Origin of the sequence: Chitinophaga sp. Ak27 (assembly GCF_012726295.1) — a bacterium.
Classification (GTDB): domain Bacteria; phylum Bacteroidota; class Bacteroidia; order Chitinophagales; family Chitinophagaceae; genus Chitinophaga.
Map to the genome: position 1 here is coordinate 1,742,305 of NZ_JABAOB010000001.1, position 26,628 is coordinate 1,768,932.

The window sequence follows — 26,628 nt, forward strand, 5'->3', positions numbered from 1 at the left end:
ATGAAAAAACATATTTCCATTATTTCGATATTCTTTTTTCTGCTGGGCTTTGCGGCTTGTCAGAAGGGAGAAATCAACAGCTTAAATACGCCAGTGGTGGCGGGGATTACGGCCGACCCTTCCAAAAGTGATCTGTTTAACCTGGTGACCGGAGCCGAATCCGGTATGCGTTTTAACATGGCCGTTTACCTGGATGGTTTGGGCGTTATTGGCCGGGAAATCTATCGCTTCTCTGGGGCAGAACCTCGTTATACAACCGACTTACTTGGTGCTGGTACAAAAGTGCTGGACAACAATACCTTTTATCTCACCAATCCCTGGAATTCCCGTTACCAGGTAATGCGGCAGTGCTTTATTCTGCTGGATGCCGTCAAGAATACCAGAAGTGCTGTAGCTACAGATGCCCAAAAGAAGGCCTTTACAGGTTTTGCCAAAACCATTATCGGCTATCAGCTTTTGTTGAATATTAACATGACAGATTCCAATGGCGCCCGCATACCGCAGCCCAATGGCTCACCAATAGGTTCGATTATTACCGATCCCGGAGCAGTGATGGATGCGGCACTGAAATTCCTGGATGATGGCAAAGCAGACCTGACAGGTGCTGAAGTCATATTTCCCTTATCCGGTTTTGGCAACTACAGCAATGCTGCTGGGTTGTTAAAATTCAACCGGGCCATTGCCGCCAGGATTTATACTTATCGCAAAAACTGGACGGCTGCGCTGACGGCATTGAATGAGTCCTTCTTCAACCTGAACGGTCCATTAAATGATGGCGTATATCATACCTTTTCCACCAATGGAGGCGATATCGCTAATACATTATATCTGCCACCAAATGGTAACGGAGAAGTAAGAGTAGCACATCCTGCCTTTGTTACTGATGCCTTGCCAACCGATGACCGGGTATCAACCAAAACAGCGTTGCGTAATTCATCCGCCAGCCAGAGCGGATTAACCGGTAATCGTGATGTGATTCTCTGGAGCTCCCTGAACGCTCCTGTTACCATTATCCGTAATGAAGAGTTGATCTTAATTTACGCAGAAGCCAAGATCCAGACGGGTAGTTTCCCTGATGCCATTGTAGCGCTGAACAGGATACGGGTATCTCATAACCTGACTCCGTATGCAGGCGCCGTCACCTTCAATGCGTTGATTAATGAACTGCTGTACAATCGGCGTTACTCCCTTTTCATGGAAGGGCACCGTTGGATTGATATGAGAAGATATGGCCGGCTAAGTCAGCTTCCTATCGACCGCGCCGGTGATGACGTATGGGCGAGGTATCCGCTGCCACAGAATGAAAGTAATCAATGATGTAGAGCGTAAAGCATAAAGCTATTGTAGCGAATGATCAATGGGATTTATACCCGCTGATCATTCGCTACAATAGCTTTACGCTTTATGCTTAATTCAATCCCCTGCGCTTCATTTCTTTCCTGATCAATCCCAGCTCACGGCCCATTTGTCCGGCAATGGACGTGTTTTCCTGGGCCCTGCGGAGCAGGTAAGGCATTACATCTTTTACCGGGCCATAGGGCAGGTATTTGGTGACGTTATAGCCGGCGTGTGCGAGGTTAAAGGTGATATTATCGCTCATGCCCAGCAGCTGTGAAAAGCTTACATGGGAATGGTTATGGGGTATCCCTTTCTGATCGAGCATACGTGCTGCCAGCATGCAGCTGTTTTCGTTGTGGGTACCGATAAATACCGCCAGTTTATCGATGTTATCGATACAAAATTTGACGGCAGCATCGTAGTCCTTATCTGTAGCGGCTTTGCTGGGTTGGATGGGAGTGGGGTAATTATTTTCCGCGGCGCGTTTATTTTCTTTTTCCATGTAGGCGCCCCGTACCAGTTTGGCGCCCAGCAGGTAACCTTTTTCCTGTGCTTTTGCCAGCGATACCTGCAAGAAAGCATAACGATCGTGGCAATACATCTGGAAAGTATTGTATATAATGACTTTGTCTTTGTTAAACAAGGCCATCATTTCATCAGTAAGTTCATCTACCGGTCCTTGAATCCAGGACTCTTCCGCATCTATCAGGATGGCTACATTATGTTTGGCGCCGGCTTCTGCAATGGCGCGCACACGGCCGCGAACGCGGGTATATTCTTCCTGTTCTGCGCTGGTTAATGCCTCCTTGCGGTGTACCTTCTCCAGCAGCTCGAACCTGGCAAAACCGGTTACTTTGATCGCGATAAAAGGGATATCCGGCCTGGAAGCAGCATATTGAATGGCACGGATAAATTCGGGTACTGCAGCGTCGTAACTGTCTTCCCCCTCCATCGCTTCTACACCATAATCCAGTACTACGCCAACGTGGTAGTTGCCCAGCTGCAAAGCTGTTGTGGCCGCTTCCTCAAGGCTTTCTCCGCCACAAAATTGTGAAAAGATGGTGTTTTTGATGATGCCTTTAATGGGTAATCTCAGTTTAAAGGCGATGGGAGTCATCACAGAACCGAATTTTACCAACCAGGGCTTCCCGATATTACTAAAGAGAAAATTGGCTTTTTTCAGTGCGTGGTCGGTCTTTGCCTCAAATGCAATAGCCGTATTATCAAAAGATAAAGATAGCTGCTTTTCCATGGGCCGCAAAGTTAGGGTGCGTATAGCTTCCAGCCAAAAATCATTATAATATCAGCATATCTTTTTAACAGCGTTATCCGATATTGTCTATTGCTTCTCAGAAATTGTTTAAGCATACCTTTTTGCCGCTGTTTATTTTACTAATTTTAGGCCTTTTCTCTTACATACAAAATTCCCTGAATATGCTATTTAAATCTGATACTATCTCCTGTACATCGCCCTGGAAACCTATGCTTGTCCTGTTGCTTATGGGGGGAATAACATTCAGCAGCTGTAAACCGGCCGCGCCGGTCCACAACAACGCCACTCTTCAAACACCGGGCATTAAATACACTACCCATAAAGGCGTTACCGGCCAACGAACAGTGGTAACGCTACCCGACAGTTCCCAGGTGATCCTGAACGCCGCCTCGGTACTGGATGTACCGGAAAACTATAGCCAGGGCAACCGGTCGGTGATACTGGATGGCGACGCTTTTTTTAACGTAACGCCCTCCAGTGATACCTTTACCGTTACCAGCGATAAATTGAGAGCTACCGTATTGGGCACCGCCTTTAAAATGCGCTCTTTTGCCAGTCAACATGGCGCTACCGTATACTTGCTTCATGGAAAAATAAGGGTAAGCAAATCTTACCACTCTCCTACCGATAATCAACCGGAGGTACTGGAGCGGGGACAAATGATCCTGGCTAATAATGAAATAGACCTGATGGAAAAGGAAACTTATCATCCGGAAGAACTCGAAACCTGGTTATCGGACACACTAACTATCACAAACGCCAATCCCATGGCTATTTCAAGGGTGCTGGAAGATTGGTTTGGGGTAGAAGTGGAAATGAAGGGAGATGCGTCCAAAGCGCCGGTGATCACCAATGCCCGCTTTTTTCATGCTACCCTGGATGAGGTACTGCATAATCTAGGCGAACAACAGCATTTCAAATATAAGATCAGTGATAACAAGGCCACCATTACCTTCTAAAAGCTGAAAGCAAAAAGCGTAAAGCAAAAAGTTATTTTAGCGAATGACTATAGCGAATAATTAGCTGCGCTAATGATCCGGTAAGATAACTTTTTGCTTTACGCTTTCAGCGTTTTGCTTATACCGTTGCTCCTACTTTCAGGAGCAGCTCTTTTGTTTTCCGGATACCCTCTTCTTCTGCTAGCTTTTCTCCTTCATACTCAATACCTATAAAGCCGGTAAACCCTGCATTTTTTACGATAGACAAGATGCGTTTGTAGTCGATCGTAGTTTCATTGCCTGTGGCATCGAAGTCGTAGGTTTTAGCGCTTACGCCTTTTGCAAAGGGTATCAGTTCCTGTACTCCCTGGTAGCGGTCGTATTCTTCCAGGCAGGTGGTTTTAGCCCAGGCTTCGGGGGTATTGTTTTCAGGTTTACTTCTCTTGATACAGAAATTACCCAGATCGGGCAGGGTGCCGCAGTTGGGCATGTTAACGGTTTTCATGATGCCGCCCAGCCATTTACCATTGGAAGAGTTGCCACCATGGTTTTCCACAATTACATTGATATCGTGTTCCTTTCCGAAGGTGGCCAGTTTAGTGAGAGATTCGGCTGCCCTTTTGGCTACTTCTTGCGGATCGCCTTCCCCGGCCGCATTTACCCGGATAGCGTGACAGCCCAGGAATTTGGCGGCTTCCACCCATTTGTAGTGATTTTCTACGGCCTGTAATCTTTTTTTAACATCCTGGTCCCCCATCTCACCTTCTCCATCGCACATAATGAGCACACTGCGTACACCGAGGTCGTCGGCGCGCTTTTTCATTTCCGTGAGGTAGGCCTGGTCTTTGGCTTTGTCTTTGAAAAACTGGTTTACATATTCAATACCCTGAATACCGAATTCATTTTTTGCGCGGGAAGCAAAATCGAGGTGGTTCATTTTGCCAGCAAACAATGCCTTGTGGAATGACCATTCTGCCAGGGAAATTTTGAAGAATAGTTCTTTGGCGGCAGCGGTAGCATCACCGCCCCTGGCGGCGGTGCTGTCTTTGTCTTTTTTGTCAGTAGATTTCCCTTCATTGCAAGCTGCCAGTACAGCGGGTAAGATGCCCAGTCCCATGGTATATAACCCCATTTGACGCAGGAATTCCCGACGGTTGTTTAGATTACGCATATACGTGGGTTTTAAAATTAACAGTTCTAAAATATCGTTTTACAGGAGGGAAAACAAGTCTAAATAAATAAATTTTAAGGATCCCTTACTTAAAATGCATTTGGGCAGGAAGGTTATAAGTGGCCGCCACACTAACTACTGCGGCGGGTACAGTGCAGTGCCGGGGGAAACAACTGCTGGTTACCAGGTTTGTATTGCGCGATGGCCTGCAGTATCAGTGGCTTACCGTCAGCTTCACACAATCTTTCCATAAGGCAAGGAAGGCAGGAAAGAGATACCGGACGCCACGGGCTTTACATGCAGCGTATATACGTGATAGTTGTTTCGGCCGGTCGGCAATAAATGGTAATAGCGACATAAGGCTTACGCCAGGGATAAAGCCGGCGTTGGCGCGTGCTATAGTTTTCTTTTGCAACCCCCGCATTGGGTATATGAGCCGGAATGTCTGTAAAGATTACGAATGCACCAACTAAATCGCGCTAAGGAAAAAATACCTGCATGCAAATCGTAAAATTTCTATTTAATATCAGATCACGGGGCCGACAGGAACGTCATGATACCATTCAGCACCTTAGTATCGCGCATAATCCGGAAATGTCCTTCGCCGGTAATACGAAGCGACTGGATAGTAGGGTATTGTTGCAGGTAGTCATCTATTTCCGTAGCCAGGGCCAGGGTGTCGGTGGTATCGTAGCCCAGCCAGATCTTTTCTGCTTTAATGCCATTAATGTAGCGGTGCATATCCATATCGGAGAGGTCTTCCCGCAGGCGGGTACGGATCAGTTGCTGTAGTTTGGGCATTACCACCGGGTGAATGCGGAATAAGCGGAGTGCTTCATTGAAGAAAACCGGGGCGCTCAATGCCGTGCTGAGTAATACCAGGCGGGGTACGGCTACATTTTTTCGGGAGAGGGTTAGTGCTGCATTGAGGGCGCCAAATGAGTGACCTATTACCGCGTAGAAAGGCGCTTCTTCCTGCATTACCTGTTCGAGCACATGCATCCATTGTACCAGGTTGGTACGTTTTCCACCGGAGAGGCCATGCGCCGGCGCATCGTAGGATACTACCTGGTAGCCCTGTTGCAGCAGGGCGGTGATGAGCTGTTTGAAATGCAGGGGACTGCCTCCCCATCCGTGTAGCAATAAAATTTTTGGTCCTGTATTTCCCCAGCGATAGATATTTACTTTCAGGGGAGTGTTATCGAAAGGATAGCTGCTTACCTGTAGGGACTGCATTACCGCCTGGTTGCGGAGTTCCATATGGGTGGGCCGGAGTTTGCCCGCTGGTGGCGTGCAGTACAGCCGGTAAAATATCCGGGCAGTGGCGCCTGGAAAAGGGCGGCTCATGGCGGAAAGTACTTTTCCGGCCATGCGGAGCGACAATGGTAAAACCTGGTGTTGCATTTTTAGACCGATTGGTTTATTTTTAGCAATAAAAAAAATCACAGCATGTGACGTTTCATTTCTTCCCGTAAAGCGTCTATTACTACCAACATTTGTTTATTATGCCCCAGCACCCCGCTCACCAGTATAGCCCCTTCCAGCATGCTAAACATCCTGATGGCAAATTTTTTCTCATCCCAATCCTCGCGAAACTCGCCGTGCTCCTTTCCATACTGCACCATCTTCGCGATGCGCGACTGAAAGTAAAGCACCAGCTCACCCACTTTCTTTCTCAAACCGGGGTTGGTATCGTCGGCCTCTACCCCGAAATTGAGCATAGGGCAGCCCCCGGATACAGTTTGCTCCATCGGAAAGCGTTCGTAATGGGCAAAGAGGGCTTCAAATTTCCCCGCAGAGGTAGTAGCGGTGGCGGTCACGTTTTTCAGTCGCTGTTTCTCTTCTTCCACCATATAGTCAAATACGGCCATTACAATTTCCTCTTTGGAGGAAAAATTGCCATACACTCCACCCTTGGCCAGCTTGGTGGCCTTCAGAATATCACTGATCGAAGTACCGGCTACTCCTTTCCTGTTGAAAATAGGCGCCGATTTTTCTATGATGAACTGCCTGGTGAGTGCTGCTTTTCCCATGAGAGATAAAATTAGACCAATCGGTTTGATTTAACAAAAAAATCTACAGGCTTAAGATACGCTCAATAGCCGGGGCATAAGCAGCCCCGATGGGAATAGGTACATTTTTGATATAGAGCGCGTTCCGGTCGGCCCGCTCTATTTTGTTGTTGGCTACAATATAAGAACGATGTACGCGGGTAAAAGCATTGATGGGCAGCAGGTCTACCGCCTCCTGCATCGACAGGCGGGAAATCAGCTTACGGTCGCTGAGGATAAAATTCACATAGTTACCGGCGCTCTCCAGGTAGAGGATATCATCGAGCACGATACGGAATTGTTCATAACCGCTTTTCACGAAAATGTAATCCGGCTGTTCTTTTACTGCGGGCGCTCCTGTTTGTTGTTTCAGCTGCAAAAGGCTGTGGGCCTTATTGCAGGCTTTCATAAAACGTATCAGTGAAAAAGGTTTCAGCAGGTAATCGATCGCATCCAGCTCAAAACTTTTCACCGCATGTTCAGAATAGGCGGTGGTAAAAACGGTCATGGGCGGTGTGGGGAGGCTGGATAAAAAGTCCAGCCCTGAAATATCCGGCATTTTGATATCGAGAAACAGCAGGTCTACTTTTTCTTTACTCAAAAAGTCGATGGCATCAAATGCGTTGGTAAAAAAGCCTTTCATCTCCAGGAAAGGCACCATGGCAGCATGATTTTTAATAACAGCCAGCGCCACGGGTTCATCATCTATTGCTATAGCAGTCAGCTTCATATGGCTATTTTACGGATAAACAATATAGGGATTAACTGATGCGGCCCAGTAATAATTTTTTGGCTTGTTGCCAGAGTTGATGATATTGGCGATTCTCGCGTTGCCGCCAGTCTCTGACCAGAGTTTCCGCTTCTTCTTTGCGGATGTCGCGGGTAGATTCGAAAAGATGATCCACTGTTTCTTTATCTGCTGCCAGGGCAGCTGCCTGGTAATGTTCCTGCAATGCTTTGCCGGTTTGTGTTTCCAGCTCCGCAGCGCTGACGCCATTGGCCGTAGCAGCTGCTACTTTTTCATCATATTCTCCTTTGGGCATCAGTATTTTGCTAAGTAAAGGCATTACTTCTATCAGGGTTATAATAAATACAATGAGGCGATATCGTTGTTTCACCGGCGGATGTGTTTCCGTTAATTCCTGCAGTGCTTCTACCTGTGCCAGGAAGCCATTCGTCAGCGTACCCAGGTACACCACTTCCTTGGTGCTGTCTGCACTGTGCATGCGGGCGATCTGTGCCTGCAGCTGCTGTTGCTGTGGCTCCCAGGCGCGCTGCATGGTCTCCAGTTCTTCTTCTGATTTCAGGTAGGCTGACTTTTTCACCCGGGCAATGTCCGACTCTCCTATCCTGCCGGAGCCGCCGGTACCATCAGTTTCTTTGATATAACCATCTTTGTACACCTTCATTTCAGCTGCCTTTTGCGCCAGCTGCTGCTTTCCCTGGTCCAGCGACTGCTGCAGGGTAGCCATCTGGCCGGCATTGAGCTTTACCAGTTGCGCCCGGTAGGCGTCGAGTTTAGACTGCTTACTCAGCTCCAGCTGCGCATCAATGTCTTTTTTAAATAACATTAATACCACCGGTTGAGAAATAAACAAACCTATGGTAACGGCAAGGACTAAACGAAATATGACCGGCATCACTTTTATGCTGCCATTGGTACGCGACATGGCCGCAATCAAGGTGCGATCGACCGACAAGATAGCGAAGCCAAAAAACAGGGCCAGTCCTGCTACGATCATATCATCGTTTACCACGGTAGAAAAGAAATATCCCCAGGCCAGGGTAGCAAACATCCAGGTAACGAGCACGGATATGCCGATAATGCGGTACCGTTCTTTCTCCGTCCTGCAATCTTTTAATATATCTGCATCGGCAGCAGCCAACCACCATAAAAAACGGGTCATGCCATCGGGCGCTGCGGTCACTTCCTCTTCTCCTTTTTTCATCTCCTTATTATTTATTAACATCAATAGTCAGATGGACAAAAAATTCTGTAGCAGTATGACGAATACTCAGCTCGTGCCGGTGAGGATATAGTAAGGCCAGTCTTTCTTTTACGTTATTCAATCCTATGCCCATTCCTTCGCGTTCGGGATCATTTTCCGGTCGTGGATGCACACTGTTGTATACATCGAAAAATATTTGCTCTGCGGTGCAACTGAGAGAGATAACAATGCGGGAGCGATGTCTTAAACTAATACCATGTTTAAAGGCATTCTCAACGAACGGGATCAGTAGCATAGGCGCTATCTCATGCTGGCACTGACTTTCATCTATATTTACCTCGATCAGGATATCAGGAGAAGATAACACCCGCAGTCGCTGTAAAGCTATGTAATTCTGGAGATACGCCACCTCTTTATCCAGGGGTATTTTTTCCAAATGGTTATCATGTAGCATAAAGCGCATCATATCCCCCAGTTTTTGTATGCCTTCACTGGTACGGGCAGCCTCTTCCTGTAAAGCGGTGCCATAGAGGGTGTTGAGCGCATTAAACAGGAAATGGGGATTTATCTGGGAACGGAGGAAGTCGAGGTTGGCGGCAGAATGCCCCAGTGCCTTTTTCAGCGTTACCACCGTAGCCACCTGCTGTTGCCGGGTTTTAAACAGCAACCAGCTGAGCGGCGCCACAATGGCAGTGGATACGAAAATACCGGTGGCGCCCAGGGCCACAAACCAGCCGCCATTCCGGTGCCCGACAGCCCGGCAGATCAGCGCCATCAACACATTGCTGCCCAGAATGGTAAAAATGGCGTCCCGTAGCATCAGCGCCCGGTTATTGGAGGCTGCATATTCAGGGAATACCTTATAACGCAGCACAAAAAACACCACGATAGACGTAGGTCCGAAGAAAAATATCATTAACGCCGTGTCTCTCGAATCGCTGAACGACAGGCAAAAAAGTACTACGATCAAACCACTGGCCCAGAGGATCTCCGTCATCATTTGCCGGAAAACAGGGTCCTTTACATAACGGGGGTAAAACAGGTCCAGCAATACTCTTCTCACATAATAATAAATCACATATAGCACGCCTGAAAATATGGTAGTGATAAAAGCAGATTTGGCAAAGTGCGTATGCGCTCCCTGTATAGTATCATATACCCCAAACAGGTAACCCCGGTAATAGGAATCGGCCACCATCATCATCAGGAAATAGAATACTGCCAGCGGCAATAGCATCAACATGCCTTTCACCCATTTCTCCCGCTCAAAGAATTCCGGCACGATAATAAAATTCACCAGCAGAAACGCCGCATATACGAGTACTACCCGTCCCATGACGGGCAACAGGTAATGCAGGTAATAGTCGAATACCTGGTGATATTGCGCAAACTTATGCCCATAAATACTTTGCAGCTCAAATACATTGTAAATGATACTGGGATACAACAGCGAAAACAGCAGTAACAGGAACACCGCCGTTACGAAACCAAATTCGAATTTTTTAAATTGATTCATAAGGAGAAAGCATTATATCGCAATATTAGCCATTACCCGGTAGCCGCCATCCTAAAATGGGATGAAAGTACCGGAATATGGGGTGAATGCGAAAAATTTGAAGGATATCTGATAAGTGTCGCCCCAACAGCAATAATTATAATAAATCGCCAATCTTTATTATTTTCATCGCTTCAACACTATATGTATGAATACCTCTAACAGGCGAAAATTTTTAGGAACCGCAGCCGCGCTGGCCGCCGGCACAGCCGCCGCTGCAGCAATCCCTTCTGCAAATATGGAAAAACGTTATCCGATTGTACATCATGTATTTTTCTGGCTGAAAAACCCGGACTCCAAAGAAGACCGCGACAAATTGATTGCCGGTGTAAAAACATTATCAAAAATTGAAACCGTGCGGGAACTGCGTGTAGGCGTAGTAGCGAGTACGGAAAAAAGAGATGTGGTAGACAACAGCTGGGCAGTGTCTGAGCTGATATTTTTCAGCGACCTGGCCGGCCAGGCCACTTACCAGACTCACCCCGTACACCTGGAGTTTGTGAAGAATTGCAGCCACCTGTGGGAAAAAGTGATTGTATATGATGCAGTAGAAGTATAATTATACGCTATGGCAACAGAATACTGGATGAGTGGGCCGGTAGATAATATACCGGCATTACTCCAGCCTGTAGCACATGCGTTGCTACAGGCCAACCTGGAAATTAATCATCTCATGCAGGACTTCCCCGAAGAAAAGTTGTGGGAAAGACCTGCTGGTGTTGCTTCTCCCGGATTTCACCTGCAGCATGTAAGCGGTGTATTGGACCGCCTCTGTACCTACGCCCGGGCAGAAGCACTGAGCGAAGCACAGCTGGCAGCACTGAAAGCCGAAGGTACTCCCGGCGCCACCCTGCACGATTTGCTCGAACAATTTGATGCACAGGTACATAAAACCCTGCTGCAATTGTCGGCCACACCAGAAAATACCCTCACCGAATTCCGGGGCGTGGGCCGAAAACAACTTCCTTCCACCGTACTGGGCTTGCTGTTTCATGCAGCAGAGCATACTATGCGGCATACGGGCCAGCTACTGGTGACGGTAAAAGTACTGTCGTAATCCTTTAAATTAGCGCCATGAAACGCTTACTCGTCCTTTCCCTGTTGCTGGGTAGCTATACCGGTATGCAGGCACAGCAAACGCAGAAACCGCCGTTACATGGCAAAAACTGGATGGCCGTTACCGGGAAACCGCTGGCCGCTACCGCCGGCGCCATAATCTTCCAACAACGAGGCAACGCCGTAGATGCCGCCTGCGCCATGCTGGCCGCTACCTGCACCATGTGGGATGTACTCAGCTGGGGCGGCGAAACCCAGGCATTGATCTATAATCCGAAAACAGGCAAAGTAATCGCCATCAACGCCCTGGGCGTAGCTCCTACCGGCGCCACCCCTGCCTTTTATAAAGGTAAAGGCTACGACTTTCCACCGGAATATGGCCCCCTGGCCGCCGTAACACCCGGCACCGTAGGAGGACTCTGTTATATGCTGGCCGAATATGGCACCATGAGCCTGAAACAGGTATTGGCGCCAGCTATGGAAATGGCCGCCGGCTACCCCATAGAAGCACAAACCGCCAACAGCATAGAACGTGGTAAAAAATATATCAAAGAATGGCCCTATAGCAAAGCTGTCTTCCTGACCCACCCCGGTGAAAAAAGAGAAGCACCTGAAGCGGGAGAAATCTTTGTGCAGAAAGACCTGCTGGCCACCCTCCATAAATTAGTAGCAGCCGAAGAAAACGCCCTACATCAGCATAAAAGCAGGAAAGAAGCCATCATGGCGGCGTACGACCGCTTCTATAAAGGCGATATCGCAGCTGAATTTGTGAGGGGCTGCCAGGAACAAGGAGGATTGATCACCCTGGAAGACCTGGCCAAATGGAAGCCAATAGAAGAAACGCCCCTGCATGTAAATTACAAGGGCATAGACGTGTATAAACTACAGGAATGGACCCAGGGCCCCATGCTGCTGCAAAGTCTCAATATCCTTGAAAATTTTGACCTGAAAGCCATGGGGTATAACAGCACCGAATATATCCATACGCTGTACCAGACCATGAATCTTACCTTTGCCGACCGCGATTTTTATTACGGCGATCCTGCTTTCAATAAAAACCCTGCTATCCAGGGGTTGTTGAGCAAGGAGTATGCAAAAGCCAGGGCGCAACAGATTAACCGAACGCACAATGATGCCGGTGCAGGTCCCGGCGACCCTTATCCTTACATTGGTAAAACCAATCCCTACCTGCACTTCCTGCAGGAGCGTACTCAACTCACTGATACCAGCAACGGGCGGCAACCGGGAGGCTTTGTGCCCAAACATGATGCCGCGTGGCAACAAACTGGCGCTGACCTAAGCCAGGTATACGCCAGCAACAAAGTAGACAGCGCCTATATGGACCGGCTATGGCGGGGCACTACCAGCGTGGAAGCCGCCGATAAAGACGGATGGGTGGTATCTATTACTCCCAGTGGCGGATGGCTGCCCGCCTGTATTGCAGGGAAAACAGGCATTGGTATGAGTCAGCGTGCACAAAGCTTTGTGTTGGATTCTGCTGTATGTCCGTTCAACGTTATTGCTCCCGGCAAACGTCCACGGGTCACCCTTACGCCCTCACTGGCGTTGAAAGAAGGTAAGCCGTTTCTTTGCTTTGGCGTGCAGGGTGGCGATACACAGGATCAAAACTTGTTACAGTTCTTCCTGAATGTAGTGGAATTTGGGATGACGGTACAACAAGCCACGGAAGCTGCTAATTTCAATACCAATCAATTGTGGCTATCGCTGGGAGGCAGCACGATAAAAGACAGGGAGCCCCGCCCCGGAAGCATATTACTGAATAATAATACCAGCGAAAAAACGCGTAAGGCACTGGAGCAGATGGGGTATCACCTCAGCTTTGGAGAGCGCACCAGCGGTCCTGTAAACGCTATTTACATAGATCGCGCGCATGGCAGCATTTGGGGCGGGAGCAGTAACCATGGCGAGGATTATGGAATAGGCTGGTAACGTAATAAAGCGTAAAGCATAAGACATAAAGCACAAAGCTATTGAAGCGAATGCCCAATGCGATTTTTAATATTCGCAAAGATCATTCGCTTCAATAGCTTTGTGCTTTATGCTTTGTGCTCTCTATCTATTCTTGTGTTTTAGTCCACACTTCATGAATCGGATCTCCTTTGGAACTCAGTCCACTATGATCCCATTCGTTGCCGTTTACTTTGCCTTTAAAAGACAACGCTGCTCCAACCCGGGTATTATCGCGGGAAAAGAAGGCGATCTTTTCTGTGTAAGTACCATTATCAAATGTATAGGTACCTCCTCCTGTTCCGAAGAATTCGCCAGTAGATAAGTTCACTGCCACCCATTGAAAGCGGGTACCCGTAAGGATCTTGAATGTTTGGCGGGGGCCATCGGGGATAGTATTCATTTTCCCGTTGTTTTCCCGGGCGGTAATTTTCCATTTACCGGCGAGCGGGCCGCTGCCATCATCGAGGCGGGTCCACCGCTGGCTACCTCCGCCGGCAGTGCTGGTAACCAGCTGGCCATTTTCCATCGTTACTGGCACACGGGCATCTTGTCCCACCTGGTTAGGATTGGCTGTATTAAACGAAATAGCAACCGTTGTTTCTCCATTACCTGCCTGTTGCCAGGTACCACCATAGGTGCTTACAAAGTCTGCGGCCCGGTAGTCCGTTACCGTAAACCAGGAGGGAGTTATCAACAACACGCTGGTAATATCCCCGGAGGTGGCTGTCCATGCCCCTACCGGCGATTCTTGCGCTTTTACTACGCTCAGCGATGCCAGCAACCAGGTTAAACATATGAATAGCTTTTTCATAACATAGCTTTTAATGATAAAAGATAACATATAGATGGCAGAAAAGGAAGCGCAGATTACTTATACAGATGCTGATCCTGTATATAATCGATACCATGCGTTTTTAGGTAAGTAATACCCCATTCGCTGGCAAACTCATAAAGCGGCGCGAGGGATTTACCCATAGCCGACAGCTCATACATAACCCTGTAGGGTTTTGCAGACAACACTGTTTTTTCTATCAGCCGGTCCCTTTCCAGTTCTTTCAACTGTTGACTTAACATCTTCTCGGACACGCCGGGCAGGTTATCGCGGATATCTGCATAACTTCTTTTTGTAAAATAGTGGAGATGAAAAAGGATTAACAGTTTCCATTTTCCACCAATGAATCCCAGGGTTACGTCTACGGGACAGGTGTAGGTTTTATCGTGAAGCGTAATCATAAACGACGGTATAAAAAGCCACTACAAGATAACAACGTTTAGCCGTACTTCCATAGAAACGCACCCGGACGGCATTCGCAAAAGGGCAGTCTTTCTCCTTTCTTTCGGCTGGTGAAAGGCTTTTACAACCCTATCACAGCAATGGAACATTACCAGGTTACAGCAAATCAATAGCGGCGACAAAAGGTTAACAGGGGGATTTACAAACACCGTATCGCTGTGGATATACTGTACTGGTCCGATGACTACGCTTCTTCCAGCGCGCGCTTCAGGATATTGAGGTAGCCAATGCGCTGTTCAGCATAAGACCAGCTTTCTGACAGCAGGGCCCAACAAACCTGGCGTTCCAGTGCAATGGTAATCACTGGTTTATTTTCTTCATCAATAATGCCTTCGAGCACCAGTTGCCCGAAACCGGTGGCAATGATGGCCGTATCCAGGATGAATATACACTGGTGAGCGTCAAATGCCGGGTCTTCCATTTGCTGCGCGATATAGTCACGGTCCAGCAAGGTTTCATTGTAGTCTTCAAAGGGCATATCCCCAATGGATTCAATGGCCCATTTCAGGCACTCCATAGTAGGGGTATGCGGATGGGTCTTCCGCCATTCGAGGAATTCAGTCAGGGCGTTTTCCCCTTCATCGGAGCCGAAAGGGGCCAGTTCATCTGAGCAATCCCAGAAAAACTCGTCCTGCATCAGTGCAACGGCTCGTGGATGCGCATGCACTTTAGCAATACCAAAAATTTCTTCACTCATAGGAATGTATTTACGGTTAATTATGCTTCCCATCCCCGGGAGTTGGAACAGGTTTCAATACAATGAATAGTATTACGTTCAAATTCTTCGCCAAATAATTCCTGGTAAACCATGTAGCCGATAAAACCTACGATTTCCGCCTCCGCATCACTGGTTGCCATGGCCGGATCCCGATCAATCTTATCATAATAGTTTTTTCCCATGCCTACAATAAAACAACGGCAATACAGGAATCCATCATCTGAGCCGTCCGTATATGCGTGAATATCCTTTCTGTCGATATGGTATAGTTTTTCTTCCATAAGATGGTTAAACCCGGTCAGTGCCTCTTTATCAAGCCCTAATAAAATATCCCTGATATTGTTCGTAATAGCGCCATATACCTCGCTGGTAAGATCTTCTATCACCACTGCATCATTGGTTTCCAATGCAGTACTACGCATTTCCAGCAATGCCGGAGAAGCTTGCCATGCCTGTTCTATAATCTCCCAGAATCTGCTTTCATTCATAAGCGTAACAATTAAGTATGATGAACGCAATATAGACTTTGCAAACGCATTGGAATTGCGTAGCCACATTACGTCTGGTCATTTCTACCTATAAAATACCCCGATACCGCTTCCACAATATCGGCAATTGCCGCGTGATAAAAACCGGCCGCATTCATACAGCCACACTCCACAATATAAAATTCTTCTCCACACAAACAGATATCCATTACAAACACATCATGCGGCATGTACTCCCGGCAACGGTTTTCCGCATAAGCGATTACTTCCGGCGGACAACCCGCTTCTTTTGTCAGCTTAAAATAAGTTCTGTATTTTGAGGCTGCCACCACCTTTCCTGCTACAATCCACAACCGCCACTCATAGCGGATATCATAGGGTGCAGACACTACAATACGGCTTTCAGGCGACAAACTGGTGTTATCCCACATGGACAACTGATCATACCATTTTCTCAGTTCGCCAAATGACTTTGTTTCCCCTGCAAATGCTTTATTATCATCATCCGGACGAATAAAAAACAACTTATCCACTGCCTCATTCCTCGACATCAATTCCCGGAAACTGGTAATCTGCGCATCTGCATTCAGCATATGCTTTCCCCACTGCCCAATATAATTCGCTATAGAAAACCGGGTATTGTCAAAAAACAATCCACTCTTCAATTCCGGCCGTGCATCCACTAATGCACAAAAGGTCGTTGACCCGTAAAAAATGCTGCGGCGACTGGTATCAAAATACGGCAGTTCTCCGGCAAAAGGAATGATATCGATCATTAAAAACGGGATGCCCTTTTGTTTACAGGCTAACTCCAGGTTTTCAAGATCTTTCGCATGAGTAAGGTTCCGCTGAACCACCCATTGGATATCAGTATAACGTTGCGGCATATAGTGAAATTACGTAATAATTCTATCCTAATTATACACACTTGCGCTGATCCTATCTACATAAATTATTTTATTATTAAATCGGTGTCCCCTAAATTTACTTTGTGTATTGATTTGTAAGGGCACCAAAACCACCAAATTTGTCAAACAACTCCTTACCAGATGAACGTGAACTGCTGCAACTGGTTGCCGAAGGCAACGGGGATGCCTACACCCTTGTGTTCCGACACTACAGCCGGCAGGTATTTGACGTGGCTATGGTGTACCTGAAGGATACAGGCATGGCCGGTGAAATAGTACAGGAAGTATTCCTGAAAGTCTGGTTGAAAAGAACGGAGATGGACCAGGTGAAAAGCTTCAAAGATTATCTCTTTATCCTCACCCGCAATCATATTTACGACAGCTTCAAAAAGCAGCTGGTACGGCTGAAAGCCTATGATATTCACCTGCAACACCAGCCAGTTACCCGGAATGATACCGACCATCTTTTATTACAACGGGAATATGACGCCATGCTAAACAAGGCGGTAGCCAGGCTTCCCCCTGAGCGAAAAAAAGTATACCTGGCCCGGAAAGAAGGCTGGAGCAATGAAGAAATCTCGCTGCAACTCAATATTTCCGTGCATACGGTAAAAAAACAAATGAGCCTGGCTATGAACGCCGTACGCGCCTTTGTAAAGGCCCGTCTCCATAACGATGTTATCCCTTTCCTCCTGTTACTGCTCACCCTCCGGAAATAATTTTTTTCTTCGCCCAAAAAAAATTTCCACCACGGATACTCCTTTTCTATTTGTCGCGCGTCTTTACCCACATCACCCTTCCAAAATCTTGTATATGTCCATGACAGAAGTACAGTTATTACTTGAAAAATATAAAAATGGCCAGATCAGTGAGGAAGAACTATTGCGCCTGAAAGCGATGGTAGCAACCGACGATTATGCACCAGAGATAAAAGCAGACATCCTGTCGGCCCTGCACGGTAACGTACCGGATAGCGGCTGGCCGGCAGCCGACAGCGAAAAAATATTGCAGTCCATCCTGCAAACCAAACCCCGCAGCATTACACGGAAACTATGGTATGCCGCTGCTGCCTGCCTGCTGGGCGCGACCCTGCTGGCGGGCAGTTTATATATCACCCGGCAACTGCGGCACCCGGCGCCATTGGCTGCCAGCAACCTATCACCACTGGATCCGGGCACCAATAAAGCCATGCTGGTACTGGCAGATGGCAAAACCATTCCGTTGGATAGCGCCAATATCGGCTCACTGGCCAAGCAAGGCAATACCAGTATTGTAAATACTCACCAGGGCCTCTCCTACAAAACAGATGGCAGCCCTGCTGCCCCTGTATACAACACCGTAGTAACACCCCGCGGCGGACAATACCAGCTCACCCTGGCCGACGGCAGCAAGGTTTGGCTAAATGCCGCCAGCAGCATACGCTTTCCTACCTCCTTTACCGGCAGCGAAAGAGTGGTCGAAATCTCCGGGGAAGGCTATTTCCAGGTAGCCAGCAATGCACAGCAACCTTTCCGGGTAAAAGTAAAAGGTAACACCGATATGGAAGTGAATGTACTGGGCACCAGCTTCAATATCATGGCCTATGCTGATGAACAAACCATTACCACTACACTGGAAGATGGCGCTGTACAACTGGTGCATCACGACACCAAAACCTTGCTAAAACCAGGATTTGGCGGTAGTCTCGCTGCCGGTGAGCACAACTTCCTGGTAGAAAAAGCAGACATGGAACAGGCGCTCGCCTGGAAAGAAGGCAAGTTCCGCTTCCGCAATACCAGCGTACAAACCATTATGCGCCAGATAGCCCGATGGTATAATATAGAAGTAGCCTACGAAGGCGATTTGTCTGATATACGCTTAACCGGGATCATTTCCCGTAGAGAGAATGCAGCATCCTTATTAAAAATTTTATCCACAACAAAACGCGTTCACTTTGACATCAATGACAACCGGGTCGTGGTAAGTCCGTACGATCCACAATAACAACTATTTGTCCACTTATGAATTGAACTTTTAAAATTATTTGAGTTATGAAGACGTGAATAATTCCACCATCGGTTGTAAAAAAAACCGGAAGCACTGCAATGCTCCCGGCTATAGCTGGCAACCCAACTCCCTGAATCAAAGAAAATTGAATTATTAAGCCAACAACACAAAAGTATGGAACTACCTGGTACCTGCAAAGTCCCCTGTAAAGGAGGCCGTATGCAAAGAAAATTACTCCTGATTATGCGATTAACTGCAATACTGACACTGGTATTCACCCTTAATCTGAGCGCCAAATCATTCTCTCAGTCTGTTACCATCAAAGGGAAACATCTCCCCCTCTATGATGTATTCAATAGTATTAGCCGGCAAACAGGTTATGAATTTATCTATGATGAAAATTTACTCCGGAAGGCAGCCCCGGTAAACCTGAACATGACCCAGGCCCCTCTCACCGAAGTACTGAACGCCTGCCTGAACAGCAAACTGTTTAACTACAGCATTGTTGACAAAACAATCGTGATCAGTCCAAAGCCCCCAACCACCAATCTCGCTACCGTAGCAGTACCACCCATTACCCTGGAAGGAAAAGTAACGGATAGCAAAGGACAGCCATTGGTGGGGGTATCCATACAAATAAAAGGCACCAGTAAAGGCACCATTACCAACGTAAACGGAGGCTTTACCCTGACCGCCAATACCGGCGATATCCTGATCGTAAGCTTCATTGGCTACGAAACCAAAACCATTACGGTAGGTACAGATACCAACCTGCCAATCACCCTCACCAGCCAGGATTCTCAGCTGGGAGCCGTGGTAGTAACCGCCCTCGGTATTAAAAGGTCTGAGAAATCTATTACCTATTCCACTCAGCAGCTCAACGGGTTAGAACTTACCAAAGCAAAAGATGCCAACCTGGTAAATACCCTGAACGGTAAAGTGGCCGGTTTAACCATCTCTTCCAGCGCTTCCGGCGTAGGCGGCTCTGCGAAAGTAATTCTCCGGGGTAGCAAATCAGGATTGGGAAGCAACCAGGCGTTATACGTGATCGACGGGGTGCCCATGAACAATGCCGTAACCAATCAGCCTTCCAGCATCTACGGTGGTAGCACCTCCTACGATGGAGGCGATCCTATCTCCAATCTGAACCCGGAAGACATCGAGAGCATTTCAGTATTAAAAGGCGCGTCAGCAGCTGCACTGTATGGCAGCCAGGGAGCCAACGGGGTGATTATTGTGACCACTAAAAGCGGTAAAGCTGGTCACGCATCCATTAATATCTCTTCCGGCTTTAACATCACCCAGGCAGCTTACCAGCCCAAATTCCAGAACAACTATGGCCAGTCGAAAGATGTAGCCAGCCAAAGCTGGGGCGATAAACTGAGCAGTCCGGCAGGCGATAACCTCTCTCCTTTCTTCCAGAATGGTCAGAACTTTACCAACGCCATCAGTATGTCCAGCGGCTCTGATAAGATGCAGACTTATTTTTCTTATGCCAACACTTCTGCGAGGGGCATTGAGCCTGGCAATAAACTGGGCCGTCATAACCTCGACTTTAAAGAAACAGGCAAATTCCTGAACGATAAGCTCACTGCGTCTGCTGATGTAAACTACATGACCCAGGAAATTGACAATACACCGCTGACTGGTTATTATTTCAACCCGCTGACCGGCCTGTATCTTTTCCCACGTGGTAAAGATATCCGGCCTTATAAAAACCAATTCGAAATTCCCGATCCTTCCAGGAACTTTCTGCCGGTACAAAACTGGCCTTTCGATGAAGACCTGCAACAGAATCCATGGTGGATCATCAACCGCAATCCCAATTCACTCAAACGTAACAGGATACTGGCTAATGCCAGCCTGAAATATGATGTGAATTCCTGGTTGAATGTGCAGGCAAGAGGAAGTATAGACCGCATCAACGATCTCTACGAACAGAAAATATACGCCAGCTCACAGAAGGCACTGGCTACGAGGAACGGCGGTTATAACTACAACAACAATACGACCACACAACAGTATGGCGACCTGATTGCCAACTTCAACATCCCAGCGAAAGACTTCCACTTTACAGGTCTAGTAGGAGGTAGTATTCGTGATGTAAAAACCACTGGCGATTATCTCGTATCCGGACAAGATAGCCTGCATTTACCGAACATCTTCACTATTCAGAATATGTCGGCGCTCAATGCCCGCAACTCCGGTACCTTACAGCAGAAACACAGCCAATGGCAATCCGTATTTGCGAGCGTCAACATTTCTTATAAAGAATGGTTATTCCTGGATCTCACCGCCCGTAACGACTGGGCTTCCAATCTGGCATTTACTAACCAGCTGTCTTATTTCTATCCTTCCGCAGGTTTGAATGTGATGTTAAGCCAGTTATTGCAATTGCCGAGGGCTATTTCATTTGCCAAAGTACGCGGCTCCTATGCCATCGTAGGCAACTCTCCGCTGGCTTATCAGAGTAATGCGCCTGAAAACCTGTTGGGTACCGATGGCAACCCGATTGTAAGAACAGCAGGGCCTTTTAATACGCTTAAACCAGAAAAAACCAAATCATTCGAGTTGGGTACCGAATGGCGTTTCTTTGGCGATCGCCTTGGAGTAGACGTTACTTACTACAAAACGAATACTACCAACCAGACCCTGGAAATTGCCGCACCTAACGCCACACTCTACAATACCTATTTCATCAACGCTGGTAATATCCAGAACCAGGGCGTAGAAGCGATGATCCGATATGATGTATTGAAAGATACCAAGCTGAAATGGAATACCGGTATCAACTTCGCTACCAACGACAATAAAATCATCGCCCTTTCTCCGCAGGTAGATCGCTTTACGCTGAGCGGTGCTTCCGGCGCCAACTATGCATCCCTGTTTAAAGTAGGTGGCTCTTTTGGAGACATTTATGGTACAGTGCTGGATCGCGACGATCAGGGCCGCGTGAAAATTACCAAAGGCTCTCCCAGCAAAAAAGGCGGCGACATGCAATACCTGGGCAATGCTAATACCAAATGGCAACTGGGTTGGAATAACAATTTCGTGTTCAACAACTTTACGTTCTCTTTCCTGATCGACGGTAAATTCGGCGGAAAAGTAATGTCGGTTACCCAGGCTATCATGGATAGCTACGGCGTTTCCAAAGCCAGTGGCGATGCCCGTGATGCCGGCGGAGTGAAGATCAATGGCGTAGATGAAAATGGCAATGCCGTATCCTCTGTTGATGCCAAATCCTGGTATTCAATCGTAGGGGGTAAAGACGGCGTCTCTGGCGAATATATGTACAGCGCCACTACCGTGAGATTGAGAGAAGCTGCCTTGGGCTATACCTTCCCTGTTAGCCGCTCTGTGGTAAAATCACTGAAGCTGTCGCTCACCGGCCGTAACCTGTTTTACATTTCAAAGAAAGCACCGTTTGATCCTGAACAAACCATGTCTACTGCTAATGGGTTGGGAGGCGTAGATGTATTTATGTTACCTGCTACCCGCAGCTATGGTCTTACATTAAATGCCGCTTTCTAAATCAATCACCGAAAAACTGAAAAAGATGAAACTTTATAATAAAATGAAAAGTCACAGATCAGGCCTGCTCATCGCAGTAGCTGCACTCGTGACCGGATTGAGTGCTTGTACCAAGAATTTTGAAAGTTACAATACAGATAATACCGGTGTTTCCAACGGCCAGTTTGGCCCTGATTACAATGCGCTCGGGCTCTACCTGAAATCTGCCCAGATGGCCATCTATAACTTTTCCGGGGGTGGCGATCCCAACTCCTACCAGTTACAACAAAACCTGAATGCGGACTGTTACTCCGGGTATTTCATGACGCCCAATGCATTCGGTAATGCCAATAATACCAACTACTCACTGGTAAGCGGCTGGAATGGCGAAACCTACAAAGTAGGATACCTGAGTGTAATGTCTCCTATACTAAACCTGAAAGCTACCGGTATCGAACAAAAAACGCCGGCAGTATGGGCTGTAGCGCAAATTGTACAGGTAACTGCTATGGCGCGGGTGACAGATGTATACGGCCCTATTCCTTACAAACATGTAGGAGAAGGTTTATCTACCGTTCCTTACGACAGCCAGCAGGACGTATATAATCAATTCTTTCAACAACTGGATGCAGCCACACAGGCACTGCGTACCCAAATCAACAGCGGAACCAAGTTGCCATTCAACTTTTCCACCTTTGACCTAATATACGATGGTGATTTTACAAAGTGGTTGCGCTTTGCCAATTCCCTGCGTTTACGCTTAGCCATGCACATCCGGAATGTAGACCAGGCCACCGCAAAAATACAGGCAGAAAAAGCACTGGACCCTGCTAACGGCGGCCTGATCACCGACAACAGCGGCAATATGGCTGTGAAAGTAACCGGTAACTTTACCAATCCGCTGGTATTCATCGCGCAGAACTGGGCAGATATCCGCATCGGCGCCTCTATTCAATGTTATCTCACCGGTTATAAAGATCCGCGCATTGCCCGCTACATGGATAAAAGCACCGACGCTGATCCCGCGCTGGCCGGCAAATACAAAGGCATCCGCATAGGTAGCGTAGTAGATAAAGACAAATACAAAACATACTCTAACCTTAACCTCAACGATGGTACACCGGCATTTAGCCTGAAAACAGCTCCTGTGCTGATGAATGCGGCAGAAGTATATTTCCTGCGCGCAGAAGCAGCGTTACAAGGCTGGTCTAATGCAGGCGGTACTGCACAGCAGTTATATGAGCAGGGTATCGCTACCTCTATGCAACAATGGAACGTAGCCGCGCCAGGATACATCAACGATGGTACCAGCACCCCGGATGCCTACACGGATCCAAAAAACTCCGCCAATGATGCACTTAGGCCGTCTACCATTACCATCAAATGGGATGACGCCGCCTCACCAGCAGTAAAGCAGGAACGTATCAGCACCCAGAAATGGATTGCGATGTTTCCCGAAGGACAGGAAGCCTGGACAGAATTCCGTCGGACCGGCTATCCTAAACTCTTCGAAGTAGTAGTCAATAAAGGTCTACCGGCCATTTCATCCAGTCTGCAGATCAGAAGGCTGCCCTTCCCGCAAAATGAATATAATACGAACCCACAAACAGTAGCCGACGCAGTAAAGCTGCTGAATGGTGCCGACAACGGTGGTACGCCGCTCTGGTGGGATACCCGTAAATAAAGCCTGATAATACCCACCCCGGTGGCTGACACAGTACCAGCCACCGGGTTTATAAAAAATTCAACGTTAGCCTGAGCACTATCACAAAAGCACCCATCGTTTGTATCATTAGCAAGGAGACCCAGTACGAAAACCCGAACCCACATTTTTTCATTCATTTAAACAAGCAAGTTGGTATGAAACAACAATTCCACCCACTGCGGCGTACTGCCGTAGCCATCACTGCTGCTATGGCCCTATTCCTCGCAGCTGCCTGTACAAAAGAAAATAACGCCCCATCGTCTGTTAAAAATACCGGGGCAAAAACGGAAACCGTTACCAAAGCAGGAGGCATCTCCGTCTGCTACGTGGAAGTAAACAGTAACAGTTTACTCAACACCGGCAAATACACCCTTACTACCGGTGGTCAGCAACTGTTTGACATTGCCATCATCTTTGCCGCCAATATCAACTACAACACCACCACCCAGCAGGCGGTCTTGTACAACAACCCCAACGTATCTGCTGTGTTAACCAACAAAGCCACACAGATAGTGCCCCTGCAAAACAAAGGCATGAAAGTATTGCTGTCTATACTGGGAAATCACCAGGGCGCCGGCATCTGCAACTTTACCAGCAGATCCGCCGCACATGCTTTTGCCAAACAACTCAGCGATACCGTAGCCTACTATGGCCTGGACGGCATCGACTTCGATGACGAGTATGCCGAATATGGTAACAATAACACGACCCAGCCCAACGATAGCTCGTTTGTAATGCTGGTAGATGAATTGCATCAGCTGATGCCTTCCAAGATCATTTCTTTCTATTACTATGGCCCTGCGGCCTCCCGCTTGTCATGGGGCGGTAAGCGGGTAGGTGATATGGCTAATTATAGCTGGAACGCTATTTATGGTAGCTACTCCGTTCCTAATGTAGCGGGGTTACCGAAGAGCAACCTGGGACCCGCCGCAGTAGATATACAGGCTACTTCTCAAAGCACTGCCAATTCGCTGGCGACACAAACGAAAAATAATGGTTATGGGGTGTACCTCTGGTACAATCTTACCAGCACAGATAAGCATACCTACTTTTCAGGGGTATCTAATATCCTTTATGGAAGCACGGTAAAGTATACCCCCTGATAAGCGGAAAGCTAAAAGCTAAAAGCTAAAAGCTATCGTAGCAAATGATTAATGCGAATAAAAAATCGCGTTGGTTATTTGCTACGATAGCTTTAAGCTTTCTGCTCTACTTGATGCTTTCTTCCCTGGCCGACAACCGGAACCAGTCCTTGGCATAAGGCTTCAGTAAGACGGTAGCCGCTGTGGGGCCCCAGGTACCGGCTTTATAGAGATGTAATTCTTTTGCAGGGTATTTCTTCCACGTATCCAGTATCGGCATCACTACTTTCCAGGCAGCTTCTACCTGGTCGGCCCTCATAAACAGGGTGGTATTACCATCCAGCACGTCCAGCAACAAAGCTTCATATGCCTCGGGAATAGTTTCTGTGTACGACTCCTGGTAGGTGAAATCCATTTCTACCGGTTTCAGTTTCATCTTCAGCCCCGGTACTTTACTTTCAAACAATAAACTTATTTCCAGCTCCGGCTGTATGCTGATGATTAGGCGGTTGGGCGTAAGGTCGTCTTTGAAAATTTTATGCGGAGAGTCTTTAAACTGTACCACTATCACGGAAGATTGTACCGGCATTGACTTTCCTGTGCGCAGGAAGAATGGTACGCCTTTCCAGCGCTCATTATCGATAAACAATTTAGCGGCTACAAAGGTTTCTGTATTGGAGGACGACAGTACATGCTCTTCTTTGCGGTAAGGCACCCTCGGCGTACCATGTACGTTGCCGGCGGTGTATTGGCCACGGATCACGCTTTTCAGCACCTGTGCGGGCGTAAGCGGCCGGATGGATTTCAGCACTTTTACCTTGGCATCGCGGATCAGCTCTGACTTATAAAATTTAGGAGGCTCCATAGCGATGATACACAACAACTGCAACAGGTGATTTTGTATCATGTCGCGCAGCGCGCCGCTGCCATCGTAATAGCCGCCGCGTTTCCCTACGCCTACTTCTTCTGCTACGCTGATTTGTATATGATCGATGTATTGCCTGTTCCACAATGGCTCAAATACATAGTTGGCAAAACGGAAAGCCATAATGTTCTGCACCGCTTCTTTTCCCAGGTAGTGATCTATACGATAGATCTGTTTTTCAGAAAAACGTTTTCCTAAAAAGCGGTTCAGTTTTTTAGCGGTATCCAGGTCGGTACCAAAAGGCTTTTCCACTACAATGCGATCCAGCTCATCGCGGTTACAAACATTGTGTTTAGACAATGCTTCGGCGATAATTTCAATGAAGCGGGGTGCTACTGCAAAGTAAAAAATGCGGGTAGCGTTCTGTTTCTGCTTCTTTTCAAACGCGTCCAGCCTGTCTTTCAAACCGGTGTACGTTTCTGCCTTCACGAAATCGCCCTGCAGGTACACAATATTCTTGGCGAACTCATTCCATTCTTCGTCATTGGCCTTTCCGTTCCGGCTAAACTCATTTACACCAGCCAGCAGATCCTGTTTAAAGGCTGCCTCCTCTTCTTCCAGGAAATCCACGCAATAGATGGTGAATACAGGTGGAAGATGTTTGTCGGTGTACAGGTTGTAAAGTGCCGGAATCAGTTTTCTTTTTGTCAGATCTCCTTTAGCGCCAAAGATGGTAATGGCGGCGGGGATTATTTTTCCAGGTTTCATCG

The 26,628-nt window shown here is 47.5% G+C and carries 23 protein-coding genes; 10 read left to right on the forward strand and 13 right to left on the reverse strand.

What is annotated here, in order from left to right:
• Positions 1-1,317 (forward strand): RagB/SusD family nutrient uptake outer membrane protein, encoded by a 1,317-nt coding sequence (locus HGH90_RS06845; RefSeq protein ID WP_168762385.1) that lies wholly within the window; start codon positions 1-3, stop codon positions 1,315-1,317.
• 91 nt (positions 1,318-1,408) lie between these two features.
• Here HGH90_RS06845 and HGH90_RS06850 read toward each other — a convergent pair whose 3' ends face one another.
• Positions 1,409-2,590 carry a proline dehydrogenase family protein gene (locus HGH90_RS06850; protein ID WP_168762384.1) on the reverse strand — a complete coding sequence of 394 codons (1,182 nt, stop codon included), beginning with the start codon at positions 2,588-2,590 and terminating at the stop codon, positions 1,409-1,411.
• A gap of 182 nt (positions 2,591-2,772) precedes the next feature.
• On the opposite strand from HGH90_RS06850, the gene HGH90_RS06855 reads away from it, so the two are divergent.
• Positions 2,773-3,570, forward strand: coding sequence for a FecR family protein (locus HGH90_RS06855; protein ID WP_169190707.1), 798 nt, complete (start codon positions 2,773-2,775; stop codon positions 3,568-3,570).
• Between the two features lie 118 nt (positions 3,571-3,688).
• On the opposite strand, the gene HGH90_RS06860 is transcribed toward HGH90_RS06855, so the two are convergent.
• From HGH90_RS06860 to HGH90_RS06885, 6 genes are all read right to left on the reverse strand, one after another.
• Positions 3,689-4,720, reverse strand: coding sequence for a sugar phosphate isomerase/epimerase family protein (locus HGH90_RS06860; RefSeq protein WP_168762382.1), 1,032 nt, complete (start codon positions 4,718-4,720; stop codon positions 3,689-3,691).
• Between the two features lie 531 nt (positions 4,721-5,251).
• Positions 5,252-6,124: an alpha/beta hydrolase gene (locus HGH90_RS06865; RefSeq protein ID WP_169190708.1), complete on the reverse strand. Its 873-nt coding sequence runs from the start codon at positions 6,122-6,124 to the stop codon at positions 5,252-5,254.
• Between the two features lie 38 nt (positions 6,125-6,162).
• Positions 6,163-6,753 (reverse strand): TetR/AcrR family transcriptional regulator, encoded by a 591-nt coding sequence (locus HGH90_RS06870; protein WP_169190709.1) that lies wholly within the window; start codon positions 6,751-6,753, stop codon positions 6,163-6,165.
• A 43-nt stretch (positions 6,754-6,796) separates the two neighbouring features.
• Positions 6,797-7,501 (reverse strand): LytR/AlgR family response regulator transcription factor, encoded by a 705-nt coding sequence (locus tag HGH90_RS06875; protein WP_211172582.1) that lies wholly within the window; start codon positions 7,499-7,501, stop codon positions 6,797-6,799.
• Positions 7,502-7,532: 31 nt separating this feature from the next.
• The gene (locus HGH90_RS06880; RefSeq protein ID WP_168762373.1) at positions 7,533-8,720 is read right to left on the reverse strand and encodes a DUF4407 domain-containing protein; all 1,188 of its coding nucleotides are present in this window, start codon (positions 8,718-8,720) and stop codon (positions 7,533-7,535) included.
• Between the two features lie 7 nt (positions 8,721-8,727).
• On the reverse strand, positions 8,728-10,236 hold the full coding sequence (locus HGH90_RS06885) for a sensor histidine kinase (RefSeq protein WP_247679792.1): 1,509 nt from the start codon (positions 10,234-10,236) through the stop codon (positions 8,728-8,730).
• A 187-nt stretch (positions 10,237-10,423) separates the two neighbouring features.
• On the opposite strand from HGH90_RS06885, the gene HGH90_RS06890 reads away from it, so the two are divergent.
• Genes HGH90_RS06890 through HGH90_RS06900 form a run of 3 tightly spaced genes read left to right on the forward strand, consistent with a single transcriptional unit; the run spans position 10,424 to position 13,281 of the window.
• Positions 10,424-10,834, forward strand: a complete 411-nt coding sequence (locus HGH90_RS06890) for a Dabb family protein (protein WP_168762372.1) — start codon at positions 10,424-10,426, stop codon at positions 10,832-10,834.
• Positions 10,835-10,843: 9 nt separating this feature from the next.
• Complete coding sequence (locus HGH90_RS06895) at positions 10,844-11,332, forward strand: DinB family protein (protein ID WP_169190710.1); 489 nt, start codon at positions 10,844-10,846, stop codon at positions 11,330-11,332.
• Between the two features lie 17 nt (positions 11,333-11,349).
• Positions 11,350-13,281 (forward strand): gamma-glutamyltransferase family protein, encoded by a 1,932-nt coding sequence (locus HGH90_RS06900; RefSeq protein WP_168762370.1) that lies wholly within the window; start codon positions 11,350-11,352, stop codon positions 13,279-13,281.
• 127 nt (positions 13,282-13,408) lie between these two features.
• Here HGH90_RS06900 and HGH90_RS06905 read toward each other — a convergent pair whose 3' ends face one another.
• From HGH90_RS06905 to HGH90_RS06925, 5 genes are all read right to left on the reverse strand, one after another.
• Positions 13,409-14,113, reverse strand: coding sequence for a hypothetical protein (locus HGH90_RS06905; protein ID WP_211092861.1), 705 nt, complete (start codon positions 14,111-14,113; stop codon positions 13,409-13,411).
• Positions 14,114-14,169: 56 nt separating this feature from the next.
• The gene (locus HGH90_RS06910) at positions 14,170-14,535 is read right to left on the reverse strand and encodes a winged helix-turn-helix transcriptional regulator (protein WP_168762369.1); all 366 of its coding nucleotides are present in this window, start codon (positions 14,533-14,535) and stop codon (positions 14,170-14,172) included.
• Positions 14,536-14,780: 245 nt separating this feature from the next.
• Positions 14,781-15,293: a hypothetical protein gene (locus tag HGH90_RS06915; protein WP_168762368.1), complete on the reverse strand. Its 513-nt coding sequence runs from the start codon at positions 15,291-15,293 to the stop codon at positions 14,781-14,783.
• Between the two features lie 20 nt (positions 15,294-15,313).
• Positions 15,314-15,802: a DUF4240 domain-containing protein gene (locus HGH90_RS06920; protein WP_168762367.1), complete on the reverse strand. Its 489-nt coding sequence runs from the start codon at positions 15,800-15,802 to the stop codon at positions 15,314-15,316.
• A 68-nt stretch (positions 15,803-15,870) separates the two neighbouring features.
• Positions 15,871-16,689: an ATP-grasp domain-containing protein gene (locus HGH90_RS06925; RefSeq protein WP_168762366.1), complete on the reverse strand. Its 819-nt coding sequence runs from the start codon at positions 16,687-16,689 to the stop codon at positions 15,871-15,873.
• 140 nt (positions 16,690-16,829) lie between these two features.
• Here HGH90_RS06925 and HGH90_RS06930 point away from each other — a divergent pair, with 140 nt between their 5' ends.
• The 5 genes from HGH90_RS06930 to HGH90_RS06950 all read left to right on the forward strand — a co-directional run bounded on the left by HGH90_RS06930 (position 16,830) and on the right by HGH90_RS06950 (position 25,014).
• Complete coding sequence (locus HGH90_RS06930) at positions 16,830-17,429, forward strand: RNA polymerase sigma factor (protein WP_168762365.1); 600 nt, start codon at positions 16,830-16,832, stop codon at positions 17,427-17,429.
• A 94-nt stretch (positions 17,430-17,523) separates the two neighbouring features.
• The gene (locus HGH90_RS06935) at positions 17,524-18,693 is read left to right on the forward strand and encodes a FecR family protein (protein ID WP_168762364.1); all 1,170 of its coding nucleotides are present in this window, start codon (positions 17,524-17,526) and stop codon (positions 18,691-18,693) included.
• A 222-nt stretch (positions 18,694-18,915) separates the two neighbouring features.
• Positions 18,916-22,227, forward strand: a complete 3,312-nt coding sequence (locus HGH90_RS06940; RefSeq protein WP_247679791.1) for a SusC/RagA family TonB-linked outer membrane protein — start codon at positions 18,916-18,918, stop codon at positions 22,225-22,227.
• 43 nt (positions 22,228-22,270) lie between these two features.
• Complete coding sequence (locus HGH90_RS06945) at positions 22,271-23,890, forward strand: RagB/SusD family nutrient uptake outer membrane protein (RefSeq protein WP_169190711.1); 1,620 nt, start codon at positions 22,271-22,273, stop codon at positions 23,888-23,890.
• Between the two features lie 176 nt (positions 23,891-24,066).
• Complete coding sequence (locus HGH90_RS06950; protein ID WP_211092860.1) at positions 24,067-25,014, forward strand: endo-beta-N-acetylglucosaminidase H; 948 nt, start codon at positions 24,067-24,069, stop codon at positions 25,012-25,014.
• Positions 25,015-25,120: 106 nt separating this feature from the next.
• Here HGH90_RS06950 and zwf read toward each other — a convergent pair whose 3' ends face one another.
• Positions 25,121-26,626, reverse strand: coding sequence for a glucose-6-phosphate dehydrogenase (gene zwf / locus HGH90_RS06955; RefSeq protein WP_168762363.1), 1,506 nt, complete (start codon positions 26,624-26,626; stop codon positions 25,121-25,123).
• Between the last annotated feature and the right edge of the window lie 2 nt (positions 26,627-26,628).

Excerpts from the sequence above, each read along its gene's own strand:
- HGH90_RS06905 (WP_211092861.1), bottom strand. The coding sequence starts at position 14,113 with ATGAAAAAGCTATTCATATGTTTAACCTGGTTGCTGGCATCGCTGAGC.
- HGH90_RS06875 (WP_211172582.1), bottom strand. The coding sequence starts at position 7,501 with ATGAAGCTGACTGCTATAGCAATAGATGATGAACCCGTGGCGCTGGCT.
- HGH90_RS06885 (WP_247679792.1), bottom strand. The coding sequence starts at position 10,236 with ATGAATCAATTTAAAAAATTCGAATTTGGTTTCGTAACGGCGGTGTTC.
- HGH90_RS06925 (WP_168762366.1), bottom strand. The coding sequence starts at position 16,689 with ATGCCGCAACGTTATACTGATATCCAATGGGTGGTTCAGCGGAACCTT.
- HGH90_RS06950 (WP_211092860.1), top strand. The coding sequence starts at position 24,067 with ATGAAACAACAATTCCACCCACTGCGGCGTACTGCCGTAGCCATCACT.
- HGH90_RS06890 (WP_168762372.1), top strand. The coding sequence starts at position 10,424 with ATGAATACCTCTAACAGGCGAAAATTTTTAGGAACCGCAGCCGCGCTG.
- zwf (WP_168762363.1), bottom strand. The coding sequence starts at position 26,626 with ATGAAACCTGGAAAAATAATCCCCGCCGCCATTACCATCTTTGGCGCT.
- HGH90_RS06870 (WP_169190709.1), bottom strand. The coding sequence starts at position 6,753 with ATGGGAAAAGCAGCACTCACCAGGCAGTTCATCATAGAAAAATCGGCG.
- HGH90_RS06865 (WP_169190708.1), bottom strand. The coding sequence starts at position 6,124 with ATGCAACACCAGGTTTTACCATTGTCGCTCCGCATGGCCGGAAAAGTA.
- HGH90_RS06900 (WP_168762370.1), top strand. The coding sequence starts at position 11,350 with ATGAAACGCTTACTCGTCCTTTCCCTGTTGCTGGGTAGCTATACCGGT.
- HGH90_RS06895 (WP_169190710.1), top strand. The coding sequence starts at position 10,844 with ATGGCAACAGAATACTGGATGAGTGGGCCGGTAGATAATATACCGGCA.
- HGH90_RS06855 (WP_169190707.1), top strand. The coding sequence starts at position 2,773 with ATGCTATTTAAATCTGATACTATCTCCTGTACATCGCCCTGGAAACCT.
- HGH90_RS06860 (WP_168762382.1), bottom strand. The coding sequence starts at position 4,720 with ATGCGTAATCTAAACAACCGTCGGGAATTCCTGCGTCAAATGGGGTTA.
- HGH90_RS06940 (WP_247679791.1), top strand. The coding sequence starts at position 18,916 with ATGCAAAGAAAATTACTCCTGATTATGCGATTAACTGCAATACTGACA.
- HGH90_RS06845 (WP_168762385.1), top strand. The coding sequence starts at position 1 with ATGAAAAAACATATTTCCATTATTTCGATATTCTTTTTTCTGCTGGGC.
- HGH90_RS06920 (WP_168762367.1), bottom strand. The coding sequence starts at position 15,802 with ATGAATGAAAGCAGATTCTGGGAGATTATAGAACAGGCATGGCAAGCT.
- HGH90_RS06935 (WP_168762364.1), top strand. The coding sequence starts at position 17,524 with ATGTCCATGACAGAAGTACAGTTATTACTTGAAAAATATAAAAATGGC.
- HGH90_RS06850 (WP_168762384.1), bottom strand. The coding sequence starts at position 2,590 with ATGGAAAAGCAGCTATCTTTATCTTTTGATAATACGGCTATTGCATTT.
- HGH90_RS06880 (WP_168762373.1), bottom strand. The coding sequence starts at position 8,720 with ATGAAAAAAGGAGAAGAGGAAGTGACCGCAGCGCCCGATGGCATGACC.
- HGH90_RS06915 (WP_168762368.1), bottom strand. The coding sequence starts at position 15,293 with ATGAGTGAAGAAATTTTTGGTATTGCTAAAGTGCATGCGCATCCACGA.
- HGH90_RS06945 (WP_169190711.1), top strand. The coding sequence starts at position 22,271 with ATGAAAAGTCACAGATCAGGCCTGCTCATCGCAGTAGCTGCACTCGTG.
- HGH90_RS06910 (WP_168762369.1), bottom strand. The coding sequence starts at position 14,535 with ATGATTACGCTTCACGATAAAACCTACACCTGTCCCGTAGACGTAACC.